General features: G+C 70.4%; 13 protein-coding genes. 7 read left to right on the top strand and 6 right to left on the bottom strand.

All coding sequences use genetic code 11. From position 1 onward, the window contains the following. The 4 genes from P3W75_RS31265 to P3W75_RS31250 form a co-directional block, all read left to right on the top strand. The coding region (locus P3W75_RS31265; protein ID WP_276231207.1) for an HAD-IC family P-type ATPase at positions 1 to 852 on the top strand (852 nt) is incomplete at its 5' end. Next, positions 839 to 1,240 (top strand): Cu(I)-responsive transcriptional regulator, encoded by a 402-nt coding sequence (gene cueR, locus P3W75_RS31260; RefSeq protein WP_276231206.1) that lies wholly within the window; start codon positions 839 to 841, stop codon positions 1,238 to 1,240. The genes P3W75_RS31265 and cueR, both read left to right, overlap by 14 nt. Before the next feature lie 239 nt (positions 1,241 to 1,479). Continuing rightward, a complete protein-coding gene (locus P3W75_RS31255) occupies positions 1,480 to 1,734 on the top strand; it encodes a type II toxin-antitoxin system HicA family toxin (protein ID WP_276231205.1) in 255 nt (84 codons plus the stop codon). Then, positions 1,731 to 2,057 carry a type II toxin-antitoxin system HicB family antitoxin gene (locus P3W75_RS31250; RefSeq protein WP_276231204.1) on the top strand — a complete coding sequence of 109 codons (327 nt, stop codon included), beginning with the start codon at positions 1,731 to 1,733 and terminating at the stop codon, positions 2,055 to 2,057. The genes P3W75_RS31255 and P3W75_RS31250 overlap by 4 nt, the downstream gene beginning before the upstream one ends. Positions 2,058 to 2,076: 19 nt before the next feature. Here P3W75_RS31250 and P3W75_RS31245 read toward each other — a convergent pair whose 3' ends face one another. Continuing rightward, the gene (locus tag P3W75_RS31245; protein ID WP_276231203.1) at positions 2,077 to 2,766 is read right to left on the bottom strand and encodes an NBR1-Ig-like domain-containing protein; all 690 of its coding nucleotides are present in this window, start codon (positions 2,764 to 2,766) and stop codon (positions 2,077 to 2,079) included. Positions 2,767 to 2,998: 232 nt separating this feature from the next. Here P3W75_RS31245 and P3W75_RS31240 point away from each other — a divergent pair, with 232 nt between their 5' ends. Then, entirely contained in the window at positions 2,999 to 3,649 is a 651-nt protein-coding gene (locus P3W75_RS31240; protein WP_276231202.1) for a LysE/ArgO family amino acid transporter, read from the top strand. A gap of 12 nt (positions 3,650 to 3,661) precedes the next feature. On the opposite strand, the gene P3W75_RS31235 is transcribed toward P3W75_RS31240, so the two are convergent. From P3W75_RS31235 to P3W75_RS31215, 5 genes are all read right to left on the bottom strand, one after another. Beyond that, positions 3,662 to 4,552 (bottom strand): EamA family transporter, encoded by an 891-nt coding sequence (locus tag P3W75_RS31235; RefSeq protein ID WP_276231201.1) that lies wholly within the window; start codon positions 4,550 to 4,552, stop codon positions 3,662 to 3,664. 91 nt (positions 4,553 to 4,643) lie between these two features. Beyond that, complete coding sequence (locus P3W75_RS31230; RefSeq protein ID WP_276231200.1) at positions 4,644 to 5,192, bottom strand: nucleotidyltransferase family protein; 549 nt, start codon at positions 5,190 to 5,192, stop codon at positions 4,644 to 4,646. Continuing rightward, positions 5,189 to 6,082, bottom strand: a complete 894-nt coding sequence (locus tag P3W75_RS31225; RefSeq protein ID WP_276231199.1) for a PA4780 family RIO1-like protein kinase — start codon at positions 6,080 to 6,082, stop codon at positions 5,189 to 5,191. The genes P3W75_RS31230 and P3W75_RS31225 overlap by 4 nt, the downstream gene beginning before the upstream one ends. Before the next feature lie 94 nt (positions 6,083 to 6,176). Beyond that, positions 6,177 to 7,358 carry a response regulator gene (locus P3W75_RS31220; protein ID WP_276231198.1) on the bottom strand — a complete coding sequence of 394 codons (1,182 nt, stop codon included), beginning with the start codon at positions 7,356 to 7,358 and terminating at the stop codon, positions 6,177 to 6,179. A gap of 24 nt (positions 7,359 to 7,382) precedes the next feature. Then, on the bottom strand, positions 7,383 to 9,746 hold the full coding sequence (locus tag P3W75_RS31215; RefSeq protein WP_276231197.1) for an ATP-binding protein: 2,364 nt from the start codon (positions 9,744 to 9,746) through the stop codon (positions 7,383 to 7,385). A 122-nt stretch (positions 9,747 to 9,868) separates the two neighbouring features. On the opposite strand from P3W75_RS31215, the gene ada reads away from it, so the two are divergent. Together ada and P3W75_RS31205 are read left to right on the top strand one after the other, a co-directional pair. Beyond that, positions 9,869 to 10,927 (top strand): bifunctional DNA-binding transcriptional regulator/O6-methylguanine-DNA methyltransferase Ada, encoded by a 1,059-nt coding sequence (gene ada, locus P3W75_RS31210; RefSeq protein WP_276231196.1) that lies wholly within the window; start codon positions 9,869 to 9,871, stop codon positions 10,925 to 10,927. Between the two features lie 89 nt (positions 10,928 to 11,016). Next, the gene (locus P3W75_RS31205) at positions 11,017 to 11,634 is read left to right on the top strand and encodes a phosphatase PAP2 family protein (RefSeq protein WP_276231195.1); all 618 of its coding nucleotides are present in this window, start codon (positions 11,017 to 11,019) and stop codon (positions 11,632 to 11,634) included. Positions 11,635 to 11,677: the final 43 nt, after the last annotated feature.

Raw genomic sequence — 11,677 nt, 5'->3', positions numbered from 1 at the left:
CACCCGCTGGCCAAGGCGGTGCTCGGCGCCTGCGCCGAACAGGGCCTGCACCTGCGCGCCGTGACCGACAGCCAGGCCCTGGCCGGGCGCGGCATCCAGGGCCGGGTCGGCGAACGCCTGCTGGCCCTGGGCAACCGCCGCCTGCTCGACGAACAGGGCCTGGCCGCCGGCGACCTGCAAGCCAGCGCCAGCGACTGGGAAAGCCAGGGCCGCACGCTGTCCTGGCTGATCGAACTGCAACCGCAGAAGCGCCTGCTCGGCCTGTTCGCCTTCGGCGACAGCCTCAAGCCCGGCGCCGCCGAGGCGGTGCGCGCCCTGCACGAACGCGGCATCGGCAGCCACCTGATCACCGGCGACAACCACGGCAGCGCCCGCGTGGTGGCCCGGGCCCTGGGCCTGGACGACGTCCACGCCGAAGTGCTGCCGGCGGACAAGGCCGCGGTGGTGGCGCAGCTCAAGGCCGCCGGCAAGGTGGTGGCGATGGTCGGCGACGGCGTCAACGACGCCCCGGCGCTGGCCGCCGCCGACGTCGGCATCGCCATGGGCGGCGGCACCGACGTGGCCATGCACGCCGCCGGCATCACCCTGATGCGCGGCGACCCGCGCCTGGTCCCCGAAGCCCTGGACATCGCCCGGCGCACCTACGCGAAGATCCGCCAGAACCTGTTCTGGGCCTTCATCTACAACCTGATCGGCGTGCCCCTGGCCGCCTTCGGCCTGCTCAACCCGATGGTCGCCGGCGCCGCCATGGCCGCCTCCAGCGTCAGCGTGGTGAGCAACGCCCTGCTGCTCAAGCGCTGGAAGCCGGCGCAGCTCGGCACGCCCAGTGGAGACAGCGATGAACATCGGTGAAGCGGCGAAGAAGAGCGGCCTGTCGGCGAAGATGATCCGCTACTACGAATCCATCGGCCTGCTCGCCCCGGCCGGACGCAGCGCCAGCGGCTACCGCCACTACAACGAGCAGGACCTGCACCGCCTGGCGTTCATCCGCCGCTCGCGGGACTTCGGCTTCTCCCTGGAAGAAGTCGGCCGCCTGCTCGCCCTGTGGCAGGACCGCGGCCGCGCCAGCGCCGACGTCAAGGCGCTGACCGGGCAGCACATCGCCGAACTGGAGCGCAAGATCGCCGAACTCAGCGCCCTGCGCGACACCCTGCAGGACCTCCACGAACACTGCCAGGGCGACCACCGCCCGGACTGCCCGATCCTCAAGGACCTGGAGTCCGGCGGCTGTTGCCACTGAACGCCCCAGCGCATGCCTTGCTGATGGCGCCGAGGCGCCTTTCGCAGCCCCACCACAGTATCCCCACCTAGGAGCGCGCCCTGCGCGCGAATCGCGGGCAGGGCCCGCTCCTACGAAAACCCGACCGTCCTGGCATTGCGGACCAAGGGAATCGTCCGACGCCCCGCCAGGAAGACTCACACGACTGGAAAAAGACGCCAAACGGTATCATTATCCGATACCAGATAGAGGCATCACGGATGAACAGCCGGCAGCGGGCGACACTGGAGGCGCTCTACACGCACCCCACCCCCAGCAACCTGGAGTGGGCGCGCATCGAATCGCTGCTGCTCTCGCTGGGTGCCAGGCTGGTCGAAGGCAACGGCTCGCGGGTGCGCTTCGAACTCAACGACGTCATCGCCAGCTTCCACCGCCCGCATCCCGGCAAGGAAGCCAAACCCTACCAGGTCCGCGATGCGCGGGCCTTTCTCGAACGAGCGGGATACGCACCATGAGCCCGATGAAATACAAAGGCTATGTCGCCCACATCGAATACAGCGACGACGACGGACTGTTCATCGGCCACATCGCCGGCATCCAGGACATCGTCGGCTTCCACGGTGAGTCGGTGGCCGAGTTGCGCGAGCTGTTCCGGGAAGCGGTCGACGACTACCTGGAGACCTGCGCCCACTTGGGCCGCGAGCCGCAGAAGCCCTACTCCGGCAAGCTCAGCCTGCGCCTGGACCCGGCGCTGCACGCGCGGGTGGCGCTGAAGGCCGAGCTGAGCCGCAAGAGCATCAACCAATGGGTGGTGGAGCGCTTGAGCGAGGCGGTCTGACCCGGCGACCCCGCCGCATTCAGCGGGCCATGACCGTCACCAGAACATGCAGCAGGAACGCCGGGCCGTAGCAGGGATTGCCCTCGGCATCCTCGATCCGCCAGACCGAGGCGACCGTGCAGCTCTCCAGCGGCGCCGCGAAGTCGACGGCGATGCGCACCGGCTGGCCCGGCAGCGTGTCCGGAATCGCGACCTGGCGGTACAAGCTCGCCAGGTGCGACTGCAGCACCGGCTGCAATTCTTCGCTGCCGGTCACCCGCCGCGCCATCACGTACTCGTCGTCCACTCGCACCAGGCGACGCCCGCGCCAGGGCGTACGGCCGAGATTCTGGATTTCCCAGACCTTGGAGAAGGCCTCGCCCGGCAGCACCAGGGTCTGGTCCGGGGTAGTGATGTCGGCGTTGAACACCGCCACGTCCAGTGGATCGCGCAGGCCGGCGGCACGGTTGCTCGGGGCGGACGAGGCTCCGGCCAGGGGCGCGCCCTCAAGGTCGGCGAAATGGCGGAACAACAGTAGCGGTGAGACCTGTATGGCGTTGGCCAGGCGGACCAGGGTGCGTACCGATGGGTCCTGGGCCACGCCATCCATCAGGCCGTACAGATACGAACGGGACAGCTCGGCCTCGACGGCCACGGCCGTCATCGACTTGCCCAGTTCCCGCGCGCGGCGCACGACTATTTCGCGCAGCGCTGCTTTCTTCGGTTGCATTCTCCCTCCCTCGGCAGATGAATCGTCCTGCAAAAAGGACAGCCTGGATGCCGCTGCGCACAGTTCGACCCACACAATCGGTGCCGCCCGATGCCCCCACGGGGGTACTTGGCACCCAGCGCGAGCGACAGGCTCGCAGGTTCCGGCAAACAGACCCGGTGATTCGGATGAGCAGTATTCAGCAAGCAAGCGCGCTCGCACAGGCCACTCGGCAAGTGGGTGGAGACCCGACATGAGCGCTGTCACACCATCACTCTTCAGCGAAGGACTCTTATTGGGCCTGGCCCTGTTCGCCGCCCCCGGCCCCAAGGACACCCTGGTCATTCGCCAGGGCGTCGCCGCCGGGCCGCTGCTTGGGGTGGTGGTCATCTGCGTGCTGGCCGACGCGCTGCTGATCGGCCTGGGCGTTGCCGGCCTCGGTACGCTGCTGGACAGCCATCCAGCCGCTACCTCGGCCATGGTGGTGGGTGGAGCGGCCTATCTGCTCTGGTTCGGCAGCCAGCGCCTGGTCGCCTGCTTGCGCAATCGCTCGATGCCCACGCTGTCCGCGGAGGGGCCCCACGCCGAACCACGCCTGCTGCGCACCGCGGCCCTGCTCAGCCTGGCCAACCCCTATGCGTGGCTGGATACCGTGGTACTCATCGGATCGATCGCTGCGGCCAAGCCCATCGCGCAGCAGCCGGCGTTCTCTGCCGGCGCCATGCTCGCCTCGCTCGCCTGGTTCGTCTGCCTGGCCATCGGCAGCCGCCGCCTCGCTGGCCTGTTCCGCTCGGCTACAGCCTGGCGCTGGCTAGACGCGGGCACAGCGGTGATGATGGTCTATCTCACCTGGGACCTGCTGCACGGCTCGCCGGCACTGGCCTGGTTGACGGCGCGGGCCTGACGCTCGGCGCGCTCAGCCACGCACCTGTGCCGCCGCATCGCGCCGCCACAGCGACGCCGGCAGCACGGTGACCGCCAGGCCGACGAAGACCAGCGCGCAGGCCAGCCAGTCCTGGCTGGTGAGTTGCTCGCCGAGCAGCAGCCAGCCGGACAGCAGGCCGGAAACCGGCACCGCCAGGGCGAAGGGGGTGACCTGGCTGGCCGGGTAGCGGCGCAGCAGGAAGCTCCACAGGCCGAAACCCACGGTGGTGGCCAGGAAGGCGATGTAGAGCAGCGCGCCTACCCCTTCCCAGTTCAGGTTGCCCAGCGCCGCGCCCATCGCCTGCGGGCCCTCGAAAATCCACGAGAGGACCAGCAGCGGCAGCGGCGGGATCAGGCTCACCCAGCTGATCAGGCGCAGCATGTCGCTGGCCCCCGAGCGCTTGGTGGCGATGTTCGAGAAGGCCCAGGCCAGGGCCGCGGCGATCACCAGGGCGAAGGCCAGCAGGCTGTCGCCCAGCGGGCGTTCCAGGCCGATCAGCAGCAGGCCGCCGGCGGCCAGGGCGAGGCCGGCCAGGGCGCGGCGGCTGGGGCGCTCGCCGAGGAAGGCGGCGGCGATCAGCACGGTGAAGAACACCTGGCTCTGCAGCACCAGCGACGACAGGCCGGCGGGCATGCCCATGTGCATGCCGACGAACAGCAGGCCGAACTTGACCACCCCGAGCAGTACGCCGATCTGCACGATGCGCCAGAACGGCGCCGGCAGCGGCCCGCGCAGGAAGATCAGCGGCAGCGCCGCCAGGGCGAAGCGCAGGGCGCAGAACAGCAGCGGCGGGAAGTCGTGCAGGCCGACCTTGATGATGACGAAGTTGACGCCCCAGATCAGCGTGACCAGCAGGGCGAGGAGGATATGCGGCAAGGGCATGGCGGCGACTCTCGGTGGGATGCCGCCACGCTAGCAAGGCCGGCGCCGGGTGTAAGTACACAGTTGCGCGGCAAAAGGCGCATACAGCGCGCTAGAGCGGTTCCACCCGCAACAGCGGCCAGCGCCGCCGCCAGTCCTTGCGCAACTGTCGCTCGCGGTAGATCGCAGGCTTGCCGCGAAAGTGCTCGGTGGGCCGCACCCGCAGGGCGAAGAGATCGTCCAGCCCCAGCGGCGCCAGCAACTCCAGTTCCTCCCCGCGCAGGCGCACGGCGACGGCGGTGCAGACTTCCGGCCAGTGGCGCAGCGCGTCGGCGATATCGGCGTAGGGCCGGTCGCCATTGCGCAGGTGCATGCGCGCCTGGTTGCGCACCGACCAGTTCACCTCGGGGCAGGCCAGCGCCAGCTGTCGTTCGAAGGCGTAGTCGGGCTCGGCGTCCAGGCACCCGGGGTCGAAATACAGCACGTCGACATCCGCCAGCGGCGTGGCCTCGGCGTGCTGGTGCAGGGCATCCCACACCGCGTTGCGCACGAAGCCGGCGCCGATCCAGGCGCCGGACGGGCCCGCCGCGCGCAGGACGCGCAGCAGGCGCAGGCGCTCGGGGCTGGCGGCAAGCAGCGCCGCCAGGCGTTCCGGGGTCATTGCAACCAGGGCGGGGGCGGCGGCTCGTCCGACTGCTGCGGGCCGTCCTGTTCGGCGCGGGCGGCCTCGCGGCGCTCCTGGTCGCGCAGGGCGGCGGCGATCTCGCGCATCACCGCGTCGACGTCGGCCTCTTCCTCCGGCTCGTCGAATTCACCGGTCAGCGGAGTGTCCGGGAGCAGCTTGCCCTCCTCGAACAGCGCCCACATTTCCTTGGCGTAGCGGGTGCCCTTGAGCTCCGGGGCGAACTGCCCGAAGTAGGCGGCCATGTTGCCCACGTCGCGTTCCAGCATGCGGAAGGCGTGGTTGTTGGCGGCGGCGTCGACCGCCTGCGGCAGGTCGATGATCACCGGCCCTTCGGGGCCCAGCAGCACGTTGAACTCGGACAGGTCGCCGTGGACCAGGCCGGCGCAGAGCATCATGACGATCTGGCGGATGAGGAAGGCGTGGTACTCGCGCGCCTGCTCCGGCTCCAGCACCACGTCGTTCAGGCGCGGGGCGGCGTCGCCGTCTTCGTCGGCGACCATTTCCATCAGCAGCACGCCGTCGAGGAAGTCGTAGGGCTTGGGCACCCGCACGCCGGCACCGGCCAGGCGGAACAGCGCCGCCACTTCGGCGTTCTGCCAGGCTTCCTCCTGCTCGCGGCGACCGTAGCGCGAACCCTTGGCCATGGCGCGGGCCTGGCGGCTGTTGCGCACCTTGCGCCCTTCCTGGTACTCGGCGGCCTGGCGGAAGCTGCGCTTGTTGGCTTCCTTGTAGACCTTGGCGCAGCGCAGCTGGTCGCCGCAACGCACCACGTAGACCGCCGCTTCCTTGCCGCTCATCAGCGGACGCAGCACTTCGTCGATCAGACCGTCCTCTATCAGAGGCTCAATGCGTTTGGGTGTTTTCATCAGGTTCCGTCGTCGTTCCTCGATCCAGCCAATCAGGCCGCAGCCGCCCCTTATACGGCATGCGCCGGGCGCCGCCCAGCACCGAACGCCGGAATTACGGCGGCGTGGTCGTCAGTTCGATGGTTTCGCCCAGGGCGTCGGCCATGCGCTGCATCTCGTTGCCCAGCGCCTGCTCGTCGTCGGCGTAGCGGGTGGCGATGGCGGCGAAGCCCTCGGCGACCTCGGCGAAGGCCTCCACCACGCGCGGGTCGAGGTGGCTGCCGCTGGCGGCGAGCACCTGCTGGCGCGCCTCCTCCGGGCTCAACGGGGCGTGGTAGGGATGGCGGCTGGTCAGCTCGTCGTAGCAGTCGATCAACGCCAGCAGGCGCGCCGACAGCGGAATCTGCTCACCGTGCAGGCCTTGTGGATAACCGCTGCCGTCCCAGCGTTCGTGGTGGCTGTAGGCGATCTCCTTGGCGTAGCGCAGGTACTCCACCGGGGTGCCCAGGCGCCGCTCGGCGGCGGCCAGGGCGTCGTGGCCGATGCGCGTGTGGCTCTGCATCAGGCGGGTGTCCTCCGGGCTCAGCTGGCCGGGGTTGAGCAGCACCCGGTCGGGCACCGCGACCTTGCCGATGTCGTGCAGCTGCGCCGAGCGCGCCAGCAGCTCGATCTGCTCCAGGTCCAGGCCGCCGGCCTCGCCCTCGCGGCGCGCCAGGGCGTCGGCGAGCAGGCGCATGTACTGTTCGATGCGCAGCAGGTGGCGGCTGTGCGGGTTGTCGCGCAAATCGCAGAGGGTGGCCATGGCTTCCAGGGTGGCGTCCTGGGCGGCCTGCAGGTCGCGGCTGCGGCGGCGCACCTCCAGCTCCAGGTATTCGCTCTTGTCGCGCAGGAAGTCGGCGTTGGCCTTGAGCTTGAGGTGGGCGCGGATGCGCGCCAGGGTCACAGGCGGGCTGATCGGCTTGGTGATGTAGTCGACCGCGCCCAGGTCCAGGCCGCGCTGCTCGTCGGCGGTGCTGACCATGCCGGTGAGGAAGATCACCGGGATGTCGGCGGTCAGCGGGTCGGCCTTGAGCTGGCGGCAGACTTCGTAGCCGTCCATGTCCGGCATCATGATGTCCAGCAGCACCAGGTCCGGGCGCGGCTCGCTGGCGGCCAGGCGCAGGGCCTTGGCGCCGCTGCCGGCGGCGCGCACCTGGTACTGGCCCATGAGCAGTTCGCTCATGAGCATGAGGTTGTCGGGTTGATCGTCGACCACCAGGATCACTTCCTGGTCCGGCCGGTCCAGCATGCTGTCCATGGCTTTACTCCTCCAGTCGCGGGGTCAGACGCGGATGTCGCGCTCACGCGACAACACCAGCAGTTTTTCCAGGGCCCGTTCGAACTCGAAGCGGCGCACACTCGCCGCGACGTCGTCGTACCCATCATTGAAGACACTGCGCAGCAAAGGCGCACGCTCGCCGAGCAGCCGCCCGGCGCGCGGATCGTCGGCGGCCAGCAGGTGGGCCAGGCGGCGCACCACCTGCTCGGCCTGCTGGCGCTGTTCGTCGGGCAGTTCGACCTCGGCCTCGCCGCCCGCCGTCTCCGGCGCCTCCAGCAACGGCGGCGCGCTGGGCGAGCGGAGGATGCGCGACGGGTCGATCGGCGCCGCGCCGTCCACCCGCCCCAGCGGCAGGCGGAACCAGAACAGGCTGCCCTTGCCGGCTTCGCTGCTCACCCCGACCTCGCCGCCCATGGCCTCGGCCAGGCGCTTGCAGATCGCCAGGCCCAGGCCGGAGCCGCCGTAGCGGCGGGTGATGGAATTGTCGGCCTGGCGGAAGGATTCGAACAGCCGCGCCTGCTGCGCCGGGGTGATGCCGATGCCGGAGTCGTGCAGGCCGAAGTACAGCCAGTCCTCGTCGCCGGCCTGCATGTCCAGGCGCACCTCCAGCTCCAACTGGCCGCGCTCGGTGAATTTCAGCGCGTTGTTGCCGTAGTTCATCAGGATCTGCCGCAGGCGCAGCGAATCGCCGATCAGCCGCGACGGCAGGCGTGGGTCGATGCGGCACTCCAGGGCCAGGCCCTTGCCGGCGGCGCGGATCGCCAGCAGGTCGACCATCTCGCCAAGCAGGCGTTCGAGGTCGAATTCCACCTGCTCGAATTCCAGCTTGCCGGCCTCCACCCGCGACAGGTCGAGGATGTCGCTGATCAGCTCCAGCAGGTACTGGCCCGAACCCTGGATCTTGCCCAGGTAGTCGCGTTGCTGCTGGTCCAGCGCGGTCTGTTCGAGCAGGTGCGCCAGGCCGATGATGATGTTCAGCGGCGTGCGGATCTCGTGGCTCATGTTGGCGAGGAACTCGCTCTTCAGCCGCGCCGCCTGCTCGGCCAGGTCGCGGGCCTGGGCCAGGGCGTCCTCGGTGGCCTTGCGCGCGGTGATGTCGCGGCTCACGCCGACCAGCCCGAGCAACTCGCCGTGGTCGTCGTGGAAGGCGCTGCGCAGGGTGTCGAACAGCACCCGCCGGCCGTCCGGATAGACCACCCAGCCCTCGCTGGCGAACGGCTGGCCGGCGGACAGCGCGCGGCTGTCGCGCTCGCCGCGCCCGTCGCTGGCGGCGGCGCTGAACAGTTGCGCGTCGCTGCGTCCGACCACCTCGTCGGCGGACAACCCCAGGCACTCGGCGAAGGCATGGTTGGCGCCCAGGTACTGGCCGTTGGTGTCCTTGAACCAGATAGGGTCGGGAATCGCGTTGATCAGCGCCAGCAGGGTGCGCCGCTGGCGGTGCTCCTCGGCCTCGGCGCGGGCGCGCTCGGCCACCTGGATCTGCAGCCGGCGGTTCCAGATCAGGACGAAGGTCAGCAGCGCCAGGAAGCCGGCCACGTAGGGCCAGGCCGCCTGCAGCAGCTGGGTCCAGTCGAAGGGGTCGATCTGCGGCAGCCACTGCTGGCGGATACGCTCGTGATCGGCGTCGTCGAGGCTGGCCAGGGCGCGGTCCAGCAGCGGCACCAGCGGCGCCAGCTCGCGGCGCACGGCGAAGCGCACCTGGCTGTTGTCCAGGCCACTGTCGCCACGCACTTCCAGGTTGCTCAGGTTCAACTGGCCAAGCAGGTAGTTGGTGGAGATGAGGTTGCCCACGTAGGCGTCGGCCTGCCCGGAAGACACCGCCTTGAGCGCCTCGCCGGTGTCGTCGACGACCACGAAGGAAACCCCCGGCACCGCCGTGCGCAGCAGGTCGTGCACGGCGAAGTCGCGCTCCACCGCGACGCGCTTGCCGGAGAGGTCGTCGATGACCCGCACGCTGCTGTCGCGACGGGCGAAGATCAGGCTGCTGGTGCTCAGGTAGGGCTGGGTGAAGCGCAGGAACTGCTCGCGCTCGGGCGAGCGCGCCACCGTCGGCAGCAGGTCGACCTCGCCCTTGCGCGCGGCCTCCATCACCTGCGCCCAGTCGTCGTACAGCACCGGCTGCAGCTTCAGCCCCAGGCGCTGCGCCGCCAGGTCGAGGTAGTCGGCGCTGATGCCGCGGAAATTGCCCTGGGCGTCGATCATCTCGAATGGCGGCCAGCCGTCGCGGTACAGGCCGACCCGCAGCGACTGGTGGGCTTCCAGCCAGGTTCGCTCGCGCGGGCTGAGCGTCAGCGTGTCGCCCAGCACCGGCAGGCACAGCAGGCCGAGCAGCAGCAGGCAGCAATGAAGGAGGCGACGACAGGGCATGAGCGGCTCTCTACGGTCCTCCTGCAAGCGTAGCCGGCAGTTTGAAAACCGAATGCGGATTGCCCACCCGCCGGGGGACGCCGACAATCTCTCCATGTTCCTGGTCCTCCACGGAGAGCGCCATGCCCTCACTTCCCGATGACGAACGCCTCTGGCAGGCGGTCTGCGAACGCGACGCCGGCTTCGACCAGCGCTTCGTGTTTTCCGTTCGCTCCACCGGTGTGTATTGCCGGCCGAGCTGCCCGGCGCGGCGGCCGACGCGGTCCAACGTGGCCTTCCACGCCGACCCGGCGGCGGCCGAAGCGGCCGGTTTCCGTGCCTGCAAGCGCTGCACGCCGGACGGCGACAGCCCGGCGCAGCGCCTGGACGCCCTGGTCGCCGCCGCCTGCCAGTTGCTGGACCAGGCCGAGCGGCCGCTGGCCCTGGACGAGCTGGCCGCGCGCATCGGCCTGTCGGCCTCGCACCTGGCCCGCGCCTTCAAGACCCGCACCGGCCTGACTCCGCGCGCCTGGGCCGAAGCGCGGCGCCAGCAGCGCCTGGCCGCCGCCCTGCCGCAGGCGCGCTCGGTGCTCGACGCCGCCCTGGAGGCCGGCTATTCCGGCACCCGCGCGCTCTACGAGGCGCCGGCCGCGCTGAGCCCGGCGCAACGCCGGCAGAAAGGCGCCGGCACCCGGCTGCGCTACGCCATCGCGCCCTGCGTGCTCGGCCAGGTGCTGCTCGCGGCCAGCCCGCGCGGGGTCTGCGCGCTGCTCTTCGGCGACAGCGCCGAGACGCTGGAAGCGGAACTTCGCCAACGCTTCGGCGCCGCCGAGCTGCAACACGACGACGCCGGCCTGGGCGACTGGCTGGGCCAGGTGCTGGCCCAGCTGGAACAGCCCGAACGCGCCGCCCAACTGCCCCTGGACCTGCACGGCAGCGCCTTTCAGTTGCGCGTGTGGCGCGCCCTGACCGGCATTCCCAGCGGCGAGACGCGGCGTTACGGCGAACTGGCCGAGCAGTTGCACAGCCACCCACGAGCCATCGCCCGCGCCTGCGCCAGCAACCCGGTGGGCCTGCTGGTGCCCTGCCACCGGGTGGTCGCCGCGGCCGGCGGCAGCGGCGGCTACCGCTGGGGCCTGGAGCGCAAGCGCGAACTGCTGCGCCGCGAGGATGAAGCGACGCACCCGGATGAGAATCCCTGATTCTGCCGGCCGGTGATCGCCGTTGCCCGGAACGCGGCGGCCGGCGTGGTATGGTCGGCGCCTTCGAAAGACCTCCCGACCGTACGACGATGTCCTGGCACCTCATCACCCGCCTCGGCGACAGCGCCCTGCTGTTGCCCTGCGCACTGTTCATCTACGCCTGGCTGCTGGCCCGCCGGGCGCTCCCCGACGCCCAGCGCTGGCTGCTGCTGTTCGGCCTCGCCGCCGGCGCCACCCTGGCCAGCAAGCTGGCCTTCATGGGTTGGGGCGTGGCCATTCCGGCCTGGGACTACACCGGCCTGTCCGGCCACAGCATGCTCGCCGGCGCCGTCCTGCCGGTGCTCGGCAGCCTGCTGGCGCCGCCGGGGCGTCCGCGCTGGCGGATAGCCGCCGCCGCAGGGGGCGCGCTGCTCGCGGTGCTGGTCGGGGTGTCGCGGCTGGAAATCCGCGTGCACTCGCCGGCGGAGGTCTACGCCGGGCTCGGCGCCGGCATGGCCGCCAGCGCGGCCTTCCTGTGCATGGGCCGCAAGCGCCTGCCGGCGCTCTCGCCGCTGCTGCTGACGGTGGTCCTGCTGCTGGGCTCGCTGCAGGCGCTCAGCGGCGTGCGCGCGCCCACCCACCAGGTGCTGGAGCGCATCGCCACCTACCTGGCCGACCGCGACGCGCCGTTCAAGCGCGGCTACTGGAACCTGCCGCCGGCGGCCTAGCGATCGCGGACGAAGTCCACGCTTACCGGTACCGCCACGGCAA

Origin of the sequence: Pseudomonas citronellolis (assembly GCF_029335315.1) — a bacterium.
Lineage (GTDB): Bacteria > Pseudomonadota > Gammaproteobacteria > Pseudomonadales > Pseudomonadaceae > Pseudomonas > Pseudomonas citronellolis_A.
The sequence above is the reverse complement of the archived record's forward strand: the minus strand, read 5'-3'. Positions and strand labels throughout refer to the sequence as shown.